This is a genomic window from Streptococcus hepaticus (assembly GCF_043656315.1).
Classification (GTDB): Bacteria; Bacillota; Bacilli; order Lactobacillales; family Streptococcaceae; genus Streptococcus; species Streptococcus hepaticus.
In genome coordinates, this window is record NZ_JBINIY010000003.1 from 136,147 (window position 1) to 154,631 (window position 18,485).

General features: G+C 34.8%; 24 protein-coding genes and 2 pseudogenes. 13 read left to right on the forward strand and 13 right to left on the reverse strand.

The window, feature by feature from the left end:
- Positions 1–9 precede the first annotated feature (9 nt).
- The 6 genes from amaP to ACHUFA_RS04470 all read left to right on the forward strand — a co-directional run bounded on the left by amaP (position 10) and on the right by ACHUFA_RS04470 (position 3,070).
- Complete coding sequence (gene amaP / locus ACHUFA_RS04445) at positions 10–588, forward strand: alkaline shock response membrane anchor protein AmaP (RefSeq protein WP_222347748.1); 579 nt, start codon at positions 10–12, stop codon at positions 586–588.
- 10 nt (positions 589–598) lie between these two features.
- Positions 599–790 carry a DUF2273 domain-containing protein gene (locus ACHUFA_RS04450; RefSeq protein ID WP_222347749.1) on the forward strand — a complete coding sequence of 64 codons (192 nt, stop codon included), beginning with the start codon at positions 599–601 and terminating at the stop codon, positions 788–790.
- A 15-nt stretch (positions 791–805) separates the two neighbouring features.
- On the forward strand, positions 806–1,348 hold the full coding sequence (locus tag ACHUFA_RS04455; protein WP_222347750.1) for an Asp23/Gls24 family envelope stress response protein: 543 nt from the start codon (positions 806–808) through the stop codon (positions 1,346–1,348).
- Positions 1,349–1,380: 32 nt separating this feature from the next.
- Complete coding sequence (locus tag ACHUFA_RS04460; RefSeq protein ID WP_222347751.1) at positions 1,381–1,590, forward strand: CsbD family protein; 210 nt, start codon at positions 1,381–1,383, stop codon at positions 1,588–1,590.
- A gap of 3 nt (positions 1,591–1,593) precedes the next feature.
- Positions 1,594–2,106 carry an Asp23/Gls24 family envelope stress response protein gene (locus ACHUFA_RS04465; protein ID WP_222347752.1) on the forward strand — a complete coding sequence of 171 codons (513 nt, stop codon included), beginning with the start codon at positions 1,594–1,596 and terminating at the stop codon, positions 2,104–2,106.
- A 322-nt stretch (positions 2,107–2,428) separates the two neighbouring features.
- Positions 2,429–3,070 (forward strand): GntR family transcriptional regulator, encoded by a 642-nt coding sequence (locus ACHUFA_RS04470; protein ID WP_222347753.1) that lies wholly within the window; start codon positions 2,429–2,431, stop codon positions 3,068–3,070.
- Positions 3,071–3,225: 155 nt separating this feature from the next.
- Here ACHUFA_RS04470 and ACHUFA_RS04475 read toward each other — a convergent pair.
- A pseudogene (locus tag ACHUFA_RS04475) lies at positions 3,226–3,615 on the reverse strand (permease); the annotation flags it as partial.
- Between the two features lie 356 nt (positions 3,616–3,971).
- Between ACHUFA_RS04475 and ACHUFA_RS04480 the strand changes: the two are divergent.
- Both ACHUFA_RS04480 and ACHUFA_RS04485 read left to right on the forward strand, forming a co-directional pair.
- Positions 3,972–4,425: pseudogene (locus ACHUFA_RS04480) on the forward strand (formate--tetrahydrofolate ligase); the annotation flags it as partial.
- 5 nt (positions 4,426–4,430) lie between these two features.
- On the forward strand, positions 4,431–4,562 hold the full coding sequence (locus ACHUFA_RS04485; RefSeq protein WP_222347755.1) for a formate--tetrahydrofolate ligase: 132 nt from the start codon (positions 4,431–4,433) through the stop codon (positions 4,560–4,562).
- 43 nt (positions 4,563–4,605) lie between these two features.
- On the opposite strand, the gene ACHUFA_RS04490 is transcribed toward ACHUFA_RS04485, so the two are convergent.
- A complete protein-coding gene (locus tag ACHUFA_RS04490) occupies positions 4,606–5,415 on the reverse strand; it encodes a PrsW family glutamic-type intramembrane protease (protein WP_222347756.1) in 810 nt (269 codons plus the stop codon).
- Between the two features lie 304 nt (positions 5,416–5,719).
- A protein-coding gene (locus tag ACHUFA_RS04495) for an IS3 family transposase (RefSeq protein WP_222347757.1) occupies positions 5,720–6,864 on the reverse strand; the annotation gives its coding sequence in 2 pieces (ribosomal slippage) (positions 5,720–6,630 and positions 6,630–6,864; 1,146 coding nt in all).
- A gap of 205 nt (positions 6,865–7,069) precedes the next feature.
- Between ACHUFA_RS04495 and ACHUFA_RS04500 the strand changes: the two genes are divergently transcribed.
- Both ACHUFA_RS04500 and ACHUFA_RS04505 read left to right on the forward strand, forming a co-directional pair.
- Positions 7,070–8,149, forward strand: a complete 1,080-nt coding sequence (locus ACHUFA_RS04500) for a hypothetical protein (RefSeq protein ID WP_394405028.1) — start codon at positions 7,070–7,072, stop codon at positions 8,147–8,149.
- A 17-nt stretch (positions 8,150–8,166) separates the two neighbouring features.
- Positions 8,167–8,691 carry a hypothetical protein gene (locus ACHUFA_RS04505; RefSeq protein ID WP_018376430.1) on the forward strand — a complete coding sequence of 175 codons (525 nt, stop codon included), beginning with the start codon at positions 8,167–8,169 and terminating at the stop codon, positions 8,689–8,691.
- 296 nt (positions 8,692–8,987) lie between these two features.
- On the opposite strand, the gene ACHUFA_RS04510 is transcribed toward ACHUFA_RS04505, so the two are convergent.
- From ACHUFA_RS04510 to ACHUFA_RS04555, 10 genes are all read right to left on the reverse strand, one after another.
- Positions 8,988–10,253 (reverse strand): tyrosine-type recombinase/integrase, encoded by a 1,266-nt coding sequence (locus ACHUFA_RS04510; RefSeq protein ID WP_394405029.1) that lies wholly within the window; start codon positions 10,251–10,253, stop codon positions 8,988–8,990.
- Positions 10,254–10,341: 88 nt separating this feature from the next.
- Complete coding sequence (locus tag ACHUFA_RS04515) at positions 10,342–10,590, reverse strand: MerR family transcriptional regulator (protein WP_003055530.1); 249 nt, start codon at positions 10,588–10,590, stop codon at positions 10,342–10,344.
- Entirely contained in the window at positions 10,583–11,188 is a 606-nt protein-coding gene (locus ACHUFA_RS04520) for a replication protein (protein WP_394405030.1), read from the reverse strand. Before ACHUFA_RS04520 ends, ACHUFA_RS04515 begins: the two co-directional genes overlap by 8 nt.
- A gap of 205 nt (positions 11,189–11,393) precedes the next feature.
- Positions 11,394–11,999 carry a DUF502 domain-containing protein gene (locus ACHUFA_RS04525; protein ID WP_044685824.1) on the reverse strand — a complete coding sequence of 202 codons (606 nt, stop codon included), beginning with the start codon at positions 11,997–11,999 and terminating at the stop codon, positions 11,394–11,396.
- Positions 11,996–13,096: a P-loop NTPase family protein gene (locus ACHUFA_RS04530; RefSeq protein WP_044685825.1), complete on the reverse strand. Its 1,101-nt coding sequence runs from the start codon at positions 13,094–13,096 to the stop codon at positions 11,996–11,998. Before ACHUFA_RS04530 ends, ACHUFA_RS04525 begins: the two co-directional genes overlap by 4 nt.
- Positions 13,096–13,416, reverse strand: a complete 321-nt coding sequence (locus ACHUFA_RS04535) for a hypothetical protein (RefSeq protein ID WP_044685823.1) — start codon at positions 13,414–13,416, stop codon at positions 13,096–13,098. The genes ACHUFA_RS04530 and ACHUFA_RS04535 overlap by 1 nt, the downstream gene beginning before the upstream one ends.
- A gap of 178 nt (positions 13,417–13,594) precedes the next feature.
- Positions 13,595–14,023: a sigma-70 family RNA polymerase sigma factor gene (locus tag ACHUFA_RS04540; protein ID WP_044685822.1), complete on the reverse strand. Its 429-nt coding sequence runs from the start codon at positions 14,021–14,023 to the stop codon at positions 13,595–13,597.
- A 332-nt stretch (positions 14,024–14,355) separates the two neighbouring features.
- Positions 14,356–15,771: an XRE family transcriptional regulator gene (locus tag ACHUFA_RS04545; RefSeq protein WP_394405031.1), complete on the reverse strand. Its 1,416-nt coding sequence runs from the start codon at positions 15,769–15,771 to the stop codon at positions 14,356–14,358.
- Between the two features lie 43 nt (positions 15,772–15,814).
- A complete protein-coding gene (gene cadX / locus ACHUFA_RS04550) occupies positions 15,815–16,153 on the reverse strand; it encodes a Cd(II)/Zn(II)-sensing metalloregulatory transcriptional regulator CadX (RefSeq protein ID WP_000711091.1) in 339 nt (112 codons plus the stop codon).
- Between the two features lie 11 nt (positions 16,154–16,164).
- A complete protein-coding gene (locus ACHUFA_RS04555; protein ID WP_164405179.1) occupies positions 16,165–16,779 on the reverse strand; it encodes a CadD family cadmium resistance transporter in 615 nt (204 codons plus the stop codon).
- A gap of 28 nt (positions 16,780–16,807) precedes the next feature.
- Between ACHUFA_RS04555 and ACHUFA_RS04560 the strand changes: the two genes are divergently transcribed.
- The 3 genes from ACHUFA_RS04560 to ACHUFA_RS04570 all read left to right on the forward strand — a co-directional run bounded on the left by ACHUFA_RS04560 (position 16,808) and on the right by ACHUFA_RS04570 (position 18,476).
- Positions 16,808–17,032, forward strand: coding sequence for a FanG protein (locus ACHUFA_RS04560; protein ID WP_394405032.1), 225 nt, complete (start codon positions 16,808–16,810; stop codon positions 17,030–17,032).
- A 252-nt stretch (positions 17,033–17,284) separates the two neighbouring features.
- A complete protein-coding gene (locus ACHUFA_RS04565; protein WP_172105950.1) occupies positions 17,285–17,752 on the forward strand; it encodes a hypothetical protein in 468 nt (155 codons plus the stop codon).
- Between the two features lie 157 nt (positions 17,753–17,909).
- On the forward strand, positions 17,910–18,476 hold the full coding sequence (locus ACHUFA_RS04570) for a hypothetical protein (protein ID WP_394405033.1): 567 nt from the start codon (positions 17,910–17,912) through the stop codon (positions 18,474–18,476).
- Positions 18,477–18,485 lie beyond the last annotated feature (9 nt).

Sequence of the window (18,485 nt, forward strand, 5' to 3'; positions counted from 1 at the left end):
GGATCTGATATGAGTAAGACACTGAAATGGCTCTACAGCCTCGCAAGTCTTCTATTATTCAGTCTACTTGCATTTGTAGTTGTCATCAGCCAACGTCATATAGCACTTTCGAGTGAATGGAATTGGTTGAACACAGATTTGCAGCTACCTACTTTTATAGAAGAACATTACCATCTTGTATACTTCTGGTTAGCCCTTATCTTTATCGCAATCATTCTTGTGACAGTCTTGGTGGTTATCTTTTACCCGCGGACTTACACAGAAATTCCTTTGTTAGAAGACGATGCTTCCTTGCTATTAAAAAAATCAGCTCTGGAAGGCTATGTTCGTACCTGCATTTTGGAATCGAATTTATTGGTCAACCCAAGTGTAGCGGTAACCATGTACAAGAAAAAATTTAAGGTTCATGTTAAAGGTGCTGTAACCAGTGAAGTAGGATTTGCAAATGCTGCGGTAGGTGCTAAAAAAGTTATTGAACAAGGGCTTCAACAGTATATTGGTGTTGATAGACCGGTTAATTTCAAAGTATTTGTAGACGAACTACAGACAGCTGGACAAACGAGTCGTGTTGTTAACCGCGTCTTATAAAGGAGGAGAAATGGAACTATTCAAAACCTATCGATACCCACTTATAGGAGGGGGCTTGGGATTGTTCTTGGCGCTTCTCTTCTTAACAGTTGGGTTTTTGAAGACAATTTTTCTAATACTATTTACGATTTTCGGTATTTTGTTGGGAAATTATTGCCAACGGACAGGCTTGATTTCAAAGATAGTTAATTATTTTAAATAAAGAAAGAGGATTAATATGACAACGAATACTTATGTAAAAAACACATCAACTCTTCCGACTGAAGCAGTTCGTGGCCAGCTCACTTTTGAAGATAAGGTTATTGAAAAAATTGTCGGCTTAGCGATTGAACATGTAGATGGTCTCTTGGCTGCCAACGGTGGCTTCTTTGCCAATCTAAAAGACAAGTTAGTCAATACTGAGTCTGTAACAGATGGCATTTCAGTCGAAGTTGGTAAAAAACAAGTGGCTGTGGATTTAGATATCGTAGCAGAGTACCAAAAACACTTGCCGACTATTTACGCAGACATCAAAGCCATTGTTGAATCTGAAGTGAAAAAGATGACAGACTTGGATGTCGTAGAAGTAAATGTCAAGGTGGTGGATATCAAAACACGTGCGCAGCATGAAGCGGACTCTATCAGCTTGCAAGATCGCGTGACAGACGCAGCACAAGCAACGACAAATTTTGCTTCAAACCAAGTAGAAAACGTTAAATCAGTAGTTGGTACAGGTGTTGAAAAGGTAGAAGAACTAAAACCTGAACCACGAGTAAAATAATTTTTAAATTAAAATAGAAAGAGGAACAAACTATGTCAGAAGAAAAATTCGATGCAAAATTAGACCAAGTGACAGGATCTGTAAAAGAAGGTCTTGGTAAATTAACAGGTGATAAAGAAATCGAAACAGAAGGTAAAGTTGAAAAATTGGCTGGTAAAGTCAAAGAAACGATTGAAGATGTTAAGGACACTGTAAAAGGTGCTGTAGACGGATTGAAAAAATCAACCGACGAGGAGAAATAATTTATGATAGATGTAGAAAATATGAAAAGCAACCTTACCTATAATGACCTTGTCATTGAAAAAATTGTTGGCCATGCATTGGAAAACGTTGATGGTCTCTTGGCAGTCAATGGAGGATTTTTCTCCAATTTGAAAAATAACTTGGTTAATTCTGATTCTGTGACAGACGGCGTTAATGTTGAAGTTGGCTCTGAGGAAGTTGCTGTAGACTTGAACATCATCGTGGAATACGGAAAAGATATTCCAGCCATTGTCGAAAGTATGAAAGGGATCGTAGCTCAAAATGTTGAAGTCATGACTCACTTGAAGGTGGTTGAATTGAACGTTAATGTCGTGGATATTCAAACCAAGGAAGAATTTGAGAAGTCATCTGTAACAGTTCAAGATCGCTTGACAGACGCAGCACAAGCAACTGGTGAATTTGCAAGTCAGTCTGCTGAAAAAATCAAATCAGTAGCAGTGACTGGTGCAGAAAAGACAAAAGAATTCGTTGCGCAATATTCAGAAAAAGAATAGTTACAAGATAGAACAGTGACCTGGGACGACAGTCCTGGGTTCTTTGATGTTTTTAGTTTTAGCAGTTTGGTTGTAAGGGGGCTAAAGGCTTGCTTTTCTTATTGTGTAAGCAATTTTGAATGATTGGGCCTCTGATTTCTAACCACAAAAAGTTTTCCAAGACCTTTTGTGATAGTCAACCATGCAGAGATGAGAAGATAAAATTGATTTCTATGAAATCACACCTCTCTCTCTGTGCGAAAAAGCATCACTAAATAATATTGAAAAAATGATAAAATTGTGATTTAATGGATAGGATATGTACGAAAGGAGACAACTGAAAATGCAGAAGAAAGTATCAGCAGTAAAAGAATCAAAGTACCAACAAATCGCGATAGAAGTTGCCAAGCGCATTGCCAATGGGGATTATGAAGCTGGTGAAAAACTGAAGTCACGTTCGACTTTGTCTGCTCAATTTAACGTTTCTCCGGAGACAACGCGAAAAGCCTTGAATATTCTGGCGGACTTGAAGATTGTTACCTTAAAACATGGCAGTGGAGCAATTGTCCTATCACAAGAAAAAGCGATTGAGTTTTTAGATAAGTACGAAAGTACTCATTCGATTGCAATCATTAAGGAACGAATCCGAAAAAATATCAAGTACCAGCAAGAACAAATGGAAGATTTGTCCCTTCTGGTTAATGAATTTTTACTACAAAGTCAATCCATTAGTCGTCAATACCCATTGACGCCATATGAGATTATCGTTAGCCAAGATACTGAGTACTTTGGAAAGCCGCTTAGTGAGTTGAATATTTGGCATTTAACAGGTGCAACAATTATTGCCATCGAGCATGAGGGTGAATTTGTTCTTTCCCCTGGACCATATGGCAAGATTGAAAAAGGGGATCATGTCTACTTTGTTGGTTCTAACTTAGCCTATTCACGTATGAAAACTTTCTTTAATCTCAAAATGGGCCTATAGGGGACGGTGAGAACTATTCCCTCACTATCAGAATAGGAAAGAGTTTGAGTGGTCAACGTTCCACAAAATATAGATAATATTTAAGCGAATGATTGAGTTCAGTGTGGTACAGGACTCAGTCGTTTTTATATTAGCTTGGTTCATTTGTGACTTTCATAATCAACAGCAATCTTACCTCCGAAAATACTCATCAATAGCATTAAACTGCCCAAATCCACCATAGGCAAGGGAATCAAAAATGAAAACGTAACCCCAATCGGGAGCTCTGCACTTGTGAATTCCATAAATAAAGGAATAGAAGAACAGGACGAAATGGTATGACTGTTCCTAATAAAGTTGAACGGTATTGGTAAGAATCTCATCGTAACTACCTAAAATGCTGCGACTTCGTTCAGGTGGAAATAGCTTTGAAGGTATGAAATGAAAAAAATCAATACACAGAGTAAAATAGTGATTTTGATGACATCATAGAAGAAAAATTGCAAACTTCCTCCTAATCGAGAAGAGAGATTGATTCCAAAGAATACTAGTACCTGTCCTACAATGTCGTTTAGTCACTTCATCCCCAGAACTTGGTGTTGAATAAATGCCCCCATGTTTTTTCCTTTCACCATAAATCAAATTTTTTGAACTGTTTTTCAAAATCAAAAGTCATACTAAGATGACTTTCGGATACAATGACATTGTTGGAGCTGAGTTAGCCTCAAAGTCTGTTATCTCTTGAAAATGGGTTAAAGCAAATCGTAATCCAGCTTATACTTCGGCTATAATGTTTCCATTTCCCATCCTGACGACTCAGGACCATCTCTGGCTGGCATAATATTTTCAGATGGTAAGACAATTTCTTCATTTAATGAGATTGCTAAAAATATGAACTAAAGAGGAATTTGAAGTAGATTCTCGTAAGGTAACAGTTGGCTTTGGGGGCGCTCAATGGTATTCCTCGTGAAGATGGATTTGATATTACCGTGGCTTCTGAAATCATGGCGATTTTGTGTTTGGTGACAGACATCAATGACTTGAAAGCACGTTTGGCAAATATTATTATCGGTTATCGTTTTGACCGCAGTCCTATCTACGTGCGTGATTTGGCGGTGGAAGGTGCTTTGACCCTTATTTTGAAAGATGCTATCAAACCAAACCTTGTCCAAACCATCTATGGCACGCCTGCCTTTGTCCATGGTGGTCCATTTGCTAATATTGCCTACGGATGTAACTCAGTTCTCGCAACAATTACAGCTTTGCGATTGGCCGGCTACACGGTCACAGAAGCAGGTTTCGGAGCTGACCTCGGATCAGAGAAGTTTATCGCCGTTAAGGTACCGAACTTGCTTAAGGCTCCTGATGCTTCCGTGAATTTGTGCCAAAATTAGGTGCAGGCTTTATCGTTTCCTTAATAGGTGATGTCATGACCATGTCTGGTTTGCCAAAAGCTCCCGCAGCTCTCAACATGGATGTGGCAGCAGACGGGACAGCTATCGGCTTGTTCTAACAAGAATGAATATAAAAAATCCGCTCAAAGGCGGATTTTTTGTCTATTCAGATAGTTTCTCAACCGTTTGATAGGCAAGTAAGCCAAGTAGAATACTCAAGATAGGAAACAACGTCTGGAAGATACCAGTGTTGAATGGTGAATTAAAGAGAAAATGGATTCCAAAGCTTGCACCAATCCAAATTACTCCCTGTGCTTTTGACATACCTGTATTTTTCGTGAGAAGGGCTACTAAACCAATGGCAAAGAGAAGCGTGAAAACCCAATGGGCCCAACCAGCTTGACCAATGCGTTCAAGAATGGTTTCAAAGCCGTCTAACTTATTCATGAACATGTCTCTAAAAACAAATGTGATGTCTTCAATGATTTGGAAACCTAATCCAACAATCACTCCGCTTACCAATGCATTTTTAAGTGTCATTTTTCTACAAATAAGCAGCACAAGTAGAACAGTTAGCCCTTTACCGATTTCTTCTGCCAATGGACCTGAAATAGCTGCGCCCCAGTCATTTAGGAAATTACCACTAGCTTTAACAATTTCGAGCAGGAAATATCCGATAGCTGTATGTCCCAGTTCAGAAAAAGAGATGCTACTTGTTAAGCCTAAAAGCCAGCTAAGCCCTATAACTTGCTTAGAAATGTTATAGCGTTTAGCTAAGTAATATGTCAGTACTAGTAAGGGGATGAGGTAGATAGCTACCAAGGAAATGGTTAGGAGAAAAAGAGGATATTTAGCTTCCATACCATTTGGCTTACCTAATTCTCCAAAGATAATTTTGCAACCGTTGACAAATCCAATCGTTGCTAAGACGACTGGAAGATAGGTTTTACACATTTGAAATTTTTCTTTCATAGTTTGACCTTTCTGTATCGATAAATTAGTGTATAGATACATTGTATCAAATACGTGTACATTTTGTCTGTAATTCGCCTATCTTTTATCTAAACCTTCTCAGTTATTGTAATGTTTTTTCCTACAACTAGGACTCCATAATAGAGCCGTAGCAGAATTGTGCCGAAAATTTTCTTTTTTGATAGACTAATGTTGAAAAAATAAAAGGAGTATTTTATGGAACAATATGATTTAGTAGTCATTGGTTTTGGAAAGGCTGGTAAGACCTTTGGACTAATGTCAAATAAGTAGACAGAAAACCGTGTTATTTTATTGCGTTAAAATAATTTTCTTTTTTCTGATTAGGGGTTAGTCCTAGATTAGCCGTATGTGGGTTGTAATTGTTATAAAAATTCTCAATGTATTCAAAGCAGTCTAATTGAACCTGTTTGATATTTTGATAATTTTTTCGGTTGATTTGTCTATGCTTTAAATACTTGAAAAATGCTTCAGTTACGGCATTATCATAAGGATATCCAGGTTTAGAAAAAGAATGCATGATATTATTGTCATCAATTATTTTTCTAAATTCCCTGGCCTTAAATTGTGACCCTTGGTCGGAATGAAAGAGAAGTGTTTCTTCAATCTTTCTTTTATTAAGAGCTAATTCTAGAGTGTTACATGCTAACTTTGCATCCATACGATGACTCAGTTTCCAAGCAATACATTTTCTAGAATAGAGATCAAGTATTGCGCAGAGATAGACATATTTCTTATATCCAATAGAAATATAGGTGAAGTCAGTAGACCATACTTGATTAGGTTTGTCAGGATAAAATTTCTGGTTGAGTAAGTTTTGAGGATACGTTTTTTGAGTCTTTTTAAGAGCTGTTTTTGGCTTAACGGTAGCCATTTTAGGGAGCGCCATATTCTTCATCAGACGGTAAATTCTTCCTTCAGAGATTTTTGTGTCGTAGTCTCTTTGAAGAATGACCTTGATAGACTTCACACCAAGTCTTTTGTTTGCTTTGGTATAAATCTCAAGTATTTGTTTTCTATAAATTTGATTATCCAATTCTCTTTTTGAGGGCTTATGTCTTAGAAATTTATAGTAAGTGGAGCGATTGACACGTAAAACACGACACAAGGTTGTTGTGGCGTGTTCAAAGCATAACCGATAGACAGCGAGGAGTCTTACTTTAAGTTTTGCATGAATATGGCACTTGCTTTTTTTAGGATAAGGTTCTCCTCTTCAAGCTGCGCATTACGTTTTTGTAGCTCTTGTATTTGCTTGGCAGTAAGTACAGAATTATCTTCGAGTTTGACTTGAGAATACTGTTTGATCCATTTTGCAAGCGCAGAAGCGGATACCCCATAGTCTTTACAGAGTTCAGACTGAGTTTTTCCAGTTTGATAAAGGTTGACAAGAGATTGTTTGAATTCTTCATCGTAGCGTTTAAATGTTGACATAGGTTGTCCTTTCGTTTTTGTGTCTTTTAAAACAGATTGTAACACACAAAGTTTTGTCTACTTTTATAGTATACATCCAAACTTTTTCAAGTTTCGTGATTCAAGCATGTGAATATGCGTTGAGGGATATGGAAGATAAAAAATAGTCTAGAAAGAAGGAAATATTGATTGGTTCTAGAGTATAATATTTAGTAGTGAGAAAGAAATGAGGGAAAAATATTGGTCAAATCATAATTTGTATGACATTTTAGTTGATATATTGGTTAAGGCTGATAAATATAAATTGTCAAGTTTATCTTTTAAATTTACTAACGAGATAGATGAGAAATTTGACCTTTTTGATGAGTTGGAGAGACGAAAGGATATAGAAATTTCTGAAAAAGTCTTTATCCCTCATATATTCTTTTCAATTCTACGAGACTTAAATTACTATCTTTTTGAATCACTGAGCTGTATAGAGAGGGGAAAGGTAACGGTTGCTTTTTCACTTGCTAGGAAACCTTTACAGGATAATTTGTTCTATTTAAGTTGGATACTAGTTCAACCATATGAATTTTTAGGAAAAGTGCAATACGCAAGCCCTAAGGAATATGATGTTAGTGATTTAAAAGGAAAGAAAGATTTTGTTATTGATTTATTCTCAAAGGCGAAGGTATTAGTTCAATCTAAAAATAGTTCACTGGATTTTAGTCAAGAATTACTAAATCCAGAATTATTATATGATGTAATATACAATCGAAAGGCTGAAAATAGTTTGACTAGTGCATTTGATAAATCAATTCATTTGGTGACTAGAAATAAAAATTATCCCACTGAGAAGCGGAATCTTAATTTTATATTTGCAGATGATGAAATTTGGGATGATTTCTGGAATTTGTACTACGAAAAGATCCCATATATTCTACTATATTTGGTGGAGGTTATTGTTGCTATTTTTGAAAAATATGTAGATATAGATGAGAAAATCTCAGAATTTAACCGATATATCAGAGATTTGAAGATAATATTAGCATTATCAGAGGAGGATAATAAAGAATTAGAGAGCATTTTTGATTTAATATTTAGCAGTGAACATCTTAGCATGACTTGTGATGAGTGTGGCAAACAATTTGAATTCAATACAGCTTTAGTAAATGAAATAAGAGAAGATTATCTTTATACTTGTCAGAAATGTGGGTTTGTAGAACGATTAGGACAATATTTTGTGAGTGACGAATTGCTAAGTAATCGTAGAAAAATTATGATTGATAATTCAGATGCTAAGAATTGGAAATTAGTTAAGTAAAAGAAGGAGGATTATTTATGGTTAAAGGAATACTTATCAAAGTTCCAGAACTTTTTACGGATGATGAACAACTAGAAATTCAGGAAAAGTTTAAAAGTAAGAATATAGAGGTAATTTTTTTTGATAAGAGTCAAATTCAAGCTTCGTTTGATTCTTTTATTGAATTAATACTAAGTAGAGAGTTTGTAGAAATGCTTGTTTTAGGGCTAACTGTGGACATATTAAAGGAACTAGTTTTTAAGATTGTTGGCTCAATTAAAAAGAAAAAAGTAGTAATTATTGATTCAAATAAAAAAACAAAACCTGCTAAACTAACTATAAAATCCACAACTGATAAAGGTACAATATATTTAGAAATTCCAAGTGAGATTTCTGATAAAGTCTATCAAGAGTCTATAGAAAAAATAGTAGATGCCAAAAAAATTCTTGATAATAGTAGTGGAAAAGGGATTGATGACTTATTTATTGTAGAAGATAAACCTGGAAATTTATCAATTATGACATTGAACGAGTATATTATTTATCGTAAGAATCAAGAATAAAAGGAACACCTCATTCGAAGTGTTCCTGTCATTATCTGCATGTTCTACTTAAATTTTATTATCTAAAAAGTGTAGAGAAAAATGTAGTGATTCGACTGATTTATATTGCAATGTAATGAACTTCAAAAATTCAAAAATCGCTTAAAATCAATGTTTTGACGTCTAATGACGTGTAGTGAACTCCTTACTTAACTTCAGTAAAGGTTAAGTATTTTCTATTTTAGCTAGTATAAACGCTGTCATATCAACGTTTATGATGAAGCACTCTATAAAAGGTAGAGTGAAAGGTAGAGTAGTTAGTGAGTCAATTGAGCAATCTTATCAAGATAAATACCAACAGCTTCTAACTTTCGTTGAGGTGCTAATTCAGCGTAAGTATCCATTGTGGTTGAAATTGATTTATGTCCCATTCTGACTTGGAGTTCTTTCCAGTTTGCACCAGCATTAAGCAACATTGAAGCATGAGTGTGTCGGAATAAATGGAAACCATAATCTGGTAATCCTAGACCTGCTAATCTTTTCTTGAGAGTTGTTCGCTCGTTTCTATCACACATATAGTTTCCGTATATTGTTGGGAAAATCAATTTTGTTTCAGGTCTATTGTGTAATTTAAGATACTTGTTCATTTCATTGTGAAAATCTTGAAGTTCCTCAAGTATAGATAAAGGAACAGGAATAGAACGATTGCCTGCGTCGGTTTTTGGTGTTGCTTTACAGACGACTTCCCCTTTTGTTCCTGTCTTTTTATTAGCGGTTTTCCAAAGCAATGTTTTGTTGACGCTAATAGAGGATTCTTCAAAGTTCAAATCATCAATTGTCAATGCCAATAACTCATTTATACGCAAAGCTGAAGCCAAGAGAGTATTACAAATCAATTTAAACCTTCGATTGGCTCTACTGTTATCTAAATTTTCAAGATAATTAAGCCACATAGCAAGGCTATCATCATGTAGTACCATGATACGTTGCTTATTTGATTTTGGCTTAGGTGGAACCTTAACGGTGCTGACGGGATTAGCAGTTAGACCATAGTTTGTAATACCATAGTCAAAAATATCTTTCAACTTATGGATGACCGCTCCGAAGTCTTTTGCAGATCCCTTATTTGCACGTTTCACACCAGATTCAACAGATTTCTTTGATTTTTTGGCTAGGTCATTTAACCATAACTGAATATTAGCAGATTCTATTTTATCTGGTTTATAATCTCCAAACTTTGGGATAATATAATTATCTAGGTAACCTCTCACTCTATTTAATGTGTTATGCGAGCTAACCCAAGTTTGATAAGATTGAAACCATGCTTCAGCTAAATCTTCAAGTGTAGCAATAGATATAACTTCTTTTCGAGTAAATCCATTTCTTTCAAAATCTAACCGTGCTTGGATAACTTCTCTATCAAGCTGTTTTAGTGTTTTTGCTGTAATGGTTGTAGTAACCTGTTTGCCAGTCTTAGCATCCTTACCGAGAAATGCCCCCTTCAAAGTGTATGAGACGGACTTATCTTTTTTGATTTTTTTAATGACTTTTTTGCCATTATGGACAATTGTTTCAGTTTCCATATTTGCCTTTCTTCAGGATATTGAAGCAGGCTAAAATAGTTACCACTCTTTCTTTTAGATAATACTATTTTAGCACAAAACTTCAACATTAGGAGTTCAAGAAGTCAATAACATCGTCTAATAAATAGAAGACGGTTCGAGTCCCCTCTATAGGAGGTTCTAATCTTTTTAATCCTTTTTGTTCCCAAGTTTTTAGTGTGTTTGGAGAGATATTTAGTTGTCTTAGCAATTCTCGTTGCTGAATTATCTCTAGTGGTCTGCTCTGTTCTTTGATTTGAATGAGCTTGATAAGTGTTTGCAATAACTGTTCAATTTGTTCTAACTTTTCGTTATTCATCATTGTCTTTCTCCTCTGTATTAGCAGTCTGTAACCGATTTGGATTATGCCGTCGTGAATCTAAATATTTAGCAAAGAAATAGGTACGTTCAATAATGAGACCTAGTAGATTGATATTGTTTGCTCGTGCATACCAGACCAGTTCTTCAAATTCTGTAAAGTCGTTCTCTTCGATAATATCAACCACTTCATGAATAAAATCCGAGGAGTTCATCTCCATCAAGAATTTATCCAAATCAAAGCCACAACCGACCTCAATATCCTCAATGCTGTATGGTGTCTTATCTGGATTCTCAGCATGTGTAAAATAGTCAAATAAACCTGTTGGAGACATAACAACCTCGACATGTGCTGGACCGTTTAGTTTATCGCTGATGATATTTGATACTTGGGAATAACTTTTTAGTGAATCAAAGAAGAATGCACCGTGTTTGTGTGATTTTTTGAACTCTCCTGTTTGTCTGTTCACATCTTTGTTGTGCCAAGGGCTAAGGATAAATGGAATATGGAGTTCTTCCAAGATGTTTAAATAATCCTCTGGCGCACTCTCTTCGTAGAATAAGAAAGTCCACTTTGAGGAGCGTTGTTCTTTTGCCATAGGCAATTACCTCGCTTTGCTATATCTTTTCTATATATAGGAGATTTTGGGTATACTTTTCGGAATTTTTTGGACAAAATTTGTGATTATTGATTATTGAGCTATTGGGGGTCGTAGTAACCCCAATAGCTCATGGTTGAATAGAACATAATAAAAAAAGGTGGGCTGTTTGGCTCTTGCTAATGCAAGCCACAGCCCCCAAAGATTAACGTTTTTTACCAATGAACCATAATTGATTGCGGACTCGAATAGGAGATGAGAAATAGTAATCAGTATGCTGACTAGCAATTTCCTCTTTTAATAGTGCTTCCATATCCTTTAGAATTTTTTGTCCCTGTTGGTCTCTTGGAACTTTGATGAAGATAGTGACAGAATCAGTCTGAATATCAACCATACATTTACGGACAGCTCGATTAAATCCGTTGTTTACAGGGGTTGATGTTGGTACAGTCTGATGTTCAGGACTTGTTACTTTCTGTACTTTTTCACGTTGAAATAAGAAATTTCTAAGAGAAAAAGTATGATAAACAGATTTCACATAGTTCACAAGTCTGTCTGTTTTCCACCGTTTGACAATTTCTATTCCAATCAATACCAAAGATAAGGACAAGCAAATAAGAGCTAGTCCGTAACTAATAGAACTGATTTTATCAGTAATAGTTGTGACAGTCTCCAACTTGAACAGAGTATTGGTATTTAATTGAATAGATAGACTATTGAAAAGCCAACCAAACAAATACAAGATAGGAGCGATGAGAAGCAGATTCAGAATGAAATTGAAACTTCTCATGAAATAGGTTTTAGTTGTCATAGGATACCTCGTTTAGTGTAGTAAGTTGGGCAGAGCAGAGGCAGAACCTGATAAGGGTGTTCATTATCAATAACTTGAATGATACCTGTACCATGTCCAGTTGGAATAACAATCCCTTCAGGGTCTAAGTCAGGAAATAAAAATTGGGTGGTTTTCTGATTGATATTTCCAATTTGCAATAATACGTTAAGTTGTTCCCTTACTGATATGGGAATGGTATTGTGGTCAAAACGTTGGCTAACTAAGAAGAGATGGATTTTAGTTGCTCTCCCTAACAAGGCAATTTGTGAGAGCAAGGAGAAAAAGGCTTCTTTGATGTTCTTATTGACTCCCTCTGATAGAGCAAGCACTTCATCAATGACAATGGTTAGATGGGGAAATTGATGGTTAGGATTATCATACAAGATAGCTTGCCTTTTCTGAATGAGAGTTGCACACTGACTTAGTTGTTCATTAACCTGTGAAACAAAATCGGATTTTGAACGATTTTCGACAGGGTGGATAACCGCAATGTGATTTTCTCTAGCCCATCGGCTTGGGGTGTCGAATTTAGGGTCAATAATTATCAAGTCAGACATATGCTTTAGGACACTTAAGAAGTAAGTAAGAGCAAAAGATTTTCCCGAACCCGAATTTCCAGCTATAGCCCAGTGATTGACCTTATCTAAATTAAGTTCAAAGTTTTTCATGATTGGGATTTTTTCCTGCGGTAAATTGGCTGAAAACTTATCTAAATCAGGAATTACAAGACGCTCTGAAACTCCCTTTTTCCATGGAAAAAATAGACCACGTTGCACATGTATATCATCTGTCTTTAACGGTACAAAGTAAGTTGCATTTTGTTTTAGCAACGTGAACTGAGGATATAGGGAAGCATTAGCTATCAGAAAAATTTTATTGTAGAGGTCATCATCTAAGATGTAAGCACATGGTAGTCGAGGGACAAATATGAAGCCGTTTTCTTTAATAATGATGTTAAACGAGTTAGTGTAGCTAGTTTCTCCCTGCATTAAAGCCCCCAGAGCCATATTGAGGCTCTGGAGCAAGTAAGATTGCAGGAAAGATTGATTCAGCACATCATGAGATTGTGAAGTCATCATCGAACCTCCTTGATACCGTCAGCTTTGAAGTAAATATTGTATTTTACTTCGCATGCTTGCAATGTGTCAAACTGAATCATAGACTGGAAAGCAGGAAGTTTAATCTTTTCTTCGAATTTGACTTGAAATGGGTCTTGTCCTTCTTGGACAAACCAACTTTTATAAGCTATGATTTCTCCTGTTGGTTTCCCATCTTCAAACCGTTGTTGTGGTTCAAGTTCGGTACTAAGAGAGAAAATTGGTAGATTTTGACTGATGATTTTATCAGCTAATGTAGTTGTATAACCACCTTTTGTGGTTTTCATTTTGAATGCCATCGGCAGTTCCTCCTGTGTAATAGAAAATAATGTGAATGAGACGTGCTCGGTTTTTATCATGAGCTGGATACTGTATCTAGGTCATACCCATCACCTCCTATATATAGGAGATTCAGAATATGGTTTTCGGAATTTTTTAAAAAAACTAGTAGTCTTTTGTTGACTACTAGTTAATCTATTATGATTGCATTTTTTTAAGAACCTGTTTACAGGCTTTCTTGTAGTACTTTTTAGCAGTCTTATCAGACCGACCAATTAGTTGACTAGCTTTTGTAGCATTTAGACCATTTTCAAATATAGCTTTAAAAACGATACGGTGTTTTTCATCTAATTCAGTTAATGCTTCAAGATAAAGTTGTTCTTCTACTTGCTTGATTACATTGTCTTCGCCAGAATAAGAATCACTCGGAATAAGTTCTTGGAGTGTTGTCTCACGTCCGTCTTCAGAGACAACAAAGTCTAGACTAGATATTTGGTGGTATCTGATTTTACGTTGATAATTTTCTTCTAGTCTATCTAAGTGTTTTAGCTCATTAAGCCAAAATTCTTGTTCATGTGGCTCGAGACCATCTACTGATTCAACATTTGTAGGGTAATGTATTTGCATATCTGCCTCTTTCCAACAGCCCGTTTTAGGAGCGGAAAGAAACAGTATGAGCAAGTATTGAACGCCAAGTATGACAAAAGGCACACCAAAAACATGGCGGAACAATACAATGCAGAATATGACCATTACTGTCATATCTTCATATCTGTTTAGTTCCGTCCTTTTGATGCGCATCAATTTGGACTGTAATTAAATTTTAGTTATCAAGATGTTTTCTTGATACGTTCAGTATAATGCAAAAACTATCGAAATTTTTTACTCTCCGTTTTTTCAGGAAATCCAAATTTGTAAAAATGAGTGTAAAAAAAAGACTAAGCATTAATGCCTAGTCATTAGAGTGCAAATTTTCTTATCTCTTCCTCATTTAATAATTTAATAAAGGCTTGCTGAACCTTATCCAGAGAGTAAGCCATTTCAAGTAATTCTTCGTTTAATTTCTCTTGAAAATAGTGTGTTACTTGTGTATTATTCGTTAATAAACCTTCAATATGGCGAGAGACACTTGTATTGTCTAAATTAATGTCGTAGAGGTCAACTAAATCAATAAGTTCGATGTCATTTATTCCCTGAGATGCAGTTTCTTCTATTCTTTTCTTATCTTCAGGTGAAAATTTTGCTAGTTCTAATTGAATTGTCTCTCCATTTTGAATCGGTTTCGTTGAATAAGGATTGGTAACCCAATTTATAATTTCATCAAAAGTTCTTTCCTCTGTTAGTTTTATATCTTCAGATTTATGAACACTAAAGCCATTCCTTTCTAGCTCTTCTTTGGAGTACTTTTGGGTTAACTCTGCAACATCTTTACCTTGACGTAACAGTTGGATATAGTCATTATATATCTGTTCAAATTTTGCCTTATCTATTTGTTGACCGCCTGTCATACTGTATGCAAATTTTGTGTTTGCTTTTTTGGAAATAACTAACGGAACGGACGTAAGGTAAGATTTTGGGATATTTTCTTTATACATTCGTTCTAGAATATCATCAACCAGGAATCCGATATTAAATAGTGGATTTTCTTTGAGTTTTTTAATTAGGTTAGGGATAATTTCTGTCGAAACATTATCATACCACCATTTATTGATAAGTGGGTCAATGCTTTCTTGCCTAAATGTTGAGGGTATGCCATTTCCGTCTAATTCAAATAGGATGCTACAGACATTAACTTCAAATGATTTAATTAAATTATCCCCTAACATCAACCAAAGAATATCAAACATTTCTTCAAAATCAATGACAGTTAATTCATTGATAGTACTGGTTCTAAAACTTCTAGCGAGGTTATAACTTTTTTCACCAACAGTAATGTCAATGTCATCTTTCTTGTGAAAAGTATCCATTTCAGTTTCATCAGAAGCCAAAAAATTTTTTCTTTGAATATTGAAATTTGCGAATGTCTTGGAAAGTCTAAGACAGCTGGATTGTATTGAAATTAAATCATCGTCCGAAAAAGAATACATTCTTTTATCTACAGATTCCAAATCTCTAAATAAAATAGAGCTGAAGCAGTGGTAAAACATATTTTCAACAAACTTGGCAATATCTCCAAAAATAATTTCTTTATAGTCCGAGTCGGTTTGAGTATTCAAATAAAGCAATATTGAAGCGGTAACTTGTCGCTTTCCCTTTTCAACTTGGCTAACTTGACCTGCATTACCTAGGTCACTTTGCTTTAAATTATACTTTTTTCTTAAACATTTGATACGAGTAGGTATTTCTTGTGAGTAATTTTCATCAAAAAATTTCATAGATAAGTCCCCTATAAACATGGAAAAGTAGAAAAAATAGTTGTTATCCTAGTTGATTAAAAAAATCTCTGATTTCCTCATCTTTTATAAAATAATATATAATTTTCCCCTCTCTTCTAGTGTCCAAGATGTTTTGATTGGCTAGTTTACGAAGATGGTGGGAGGCAGATGCCATACTGAGATTTAGTAAACAGGCTATATCGCAGACACAGAGTTCTTCAACAGCAAGGAGATAAAAGATGATATTTATCTGTTTATTATCGGTAAACTTTGATAAAATGCGAAGTGATTTTTGGACTTTTTCCTTTTCAAGGTAGTTCGTTGCGGTTGTAACATTTTGTTGATTTATAACATTCACTTGGCAGATACTATCTTTTTTCAAAATATTTTCTCCTAGCCTAAAACAGTCCATAGCATGTCAAAACTGTTGTTTTCAGTCAGGATATATATCCCCAATCCTAAATAAACAACGGCAATAAACCATCTGCTATATTTTTCTAAAGTTTCTCCAACAGAAGAGACTTGTGCCAATTTTTGGGCAGAAAAAACCAAGAGATAAATCATGACTAGAAAGGTAAGTAAAGCCACTATCAAATTCGCTAAATTTAAGGTAGTAAAATATGGGACAAAGACACCAATATTGTCAGCACCACAACTTGCAAAAGTAATCATAGCGACTAGAAAAATCAGGTTTTTATTATCTTTGCTCAACCCTTCTTTGGCAATAGCTTCTCCATCAGAATCTCCTAAAAGCAAAACTTTGAGGCCTAGGAAAATTGGAATCAAACCGAGCAAACCTAAAATTTCTTTACTAGGAATATAATCTAAGACAAATGCAAAAAGCAAACTTAGCAATATTAGACTAACAGAGCCTAGAAATTGTCCTAAATAGATGTTAATGATGTCTTTTCTGCTTTTTCTTTTGGCAAAAAATAACATTAGGATAATAAGTAAGTCTACGGCTGTCCCAGAATACAGGATTATTGAAGTAACAACATTTTGAATCATAAAATACCTCATTCAAATATATTTTTGAATGTATTTTAACATTAAACTTTGTAGATGTCAACTTCAGCTCCACCAAAATATAGATAAGAAGTTAGTGTACCAAATATTAAAAAGCCCTGCCATCGAAATGATAGCAGGGTTTAACTTCAATATCCAAATGATATATTCATCTAAAAAAGGTAGAGTAAAAGGTAGAGTTCTTATTGATTTATATTGCAATGTAATGAACTTCAAAAATTCAAAAATCGCTTAAAATCAATGTTTTGACGTCTAATGACGTGTAGTGAACCCCTTACTTAACTTCAGTAAAGAAAATGTTATTTTAATGAAGTATTATGATACTTAGAAAGCTTTATCTGACAGGCTTTATATCGGATAGAAAGCGAGTGATATATAGTGAATTGTAGATTACTTGAAGTTTAATCAGTTATTTTTCAGTTATTTGTTGACAAGTATCACAACTCATGGTATAGTGGTTATACAAAGATACAAAAAGAGAGGGAATATGAGAATCTATAAAAGTGTTCGTTTAGCTTCAGTTACTACTTTCTGGGTTGATGAATTGATAAATTGGAAACAAAAGCAGCTAGAAGAAGAAATAGCTCAAGGACTAATTGAAAAAGCAGAAAATAGTTTGTTGAGTGATTTTCCAGTTTTAAATGGGATTTCTAGGAATATTTCGTTTAAGGTTAGTTTTTCTAGTATTGTTGAAATGTGTTACAGAAATACTACTAGCTATGATAGTGAGGACTGGGATATGCTAGCACAAGAGATGGATAAGTTAAGCTTTAAAATAGATTCTGACGCTAGTACAACCCCTAAATTATATTTAGATGATGAAATTTGGAATGGATTAGAAAGCTATCAAAGAAAATTTATGGGAGAAAATAATAGACGAATTTTGAGGCTTTCCTATATTATAAAATTAGTCATTTTTGCTGGATATAAGCAGTATCAAAAAGAAATACTTTAAACCTTTTATTAGGTTTAATTTTATCCTAACATTGTATCTTTGTGTGACCACCAAGAATATATAAAGGAGATTCTATGATTAGAGCTTCACCTAGAGGAGAGATTAATTGATGTAATAACACACATATTGAATTTTTTATGTTGAAAGGAAACATAATATGAAACCTAAAAAGAATATAATAGTACCAATAAAGATAGTCCCAAGAACTGGAACTCATACCTTTGACGACGTTATCGAACAAGGGTATTGCCGTAGGCTATCAAAATACATTCCCGATGCAGTTATTGGGGGATTCTACATATACGATTCAAAAGATGCATTACCATATGCAAAAAAACTTAGAAATACTATTTATGGTAAGAATTTATCCGTTGGCTATCTAACGAGATTGCTTGACATGTGGCATAGAGCTTGTCAGTCATTTCATATTACAACAGGTTCATGTTTGTCTGATGACATTTTCACTTCAAAAAAAATTAACAATGAGTCCTATTATTACAGGGGCAATACCTCGGATTTTATCACTGATAAGATTTTAGACCGTGTTCAAGAGAACCACCGCTCCTTCTCAAGAAAAGCCAATAAAGATATTATTTTTGCTGTTGAATGTGAATTTGATGTAAATCCTGACTTTTATCATTATGTTATAAATAGACTAGGGTGGACTAAATTCAAATATAGCTACTTAGTTAAGGCTGTTGCAGGGGCGTTGTCCGAGGCTTAGAATTTAGGG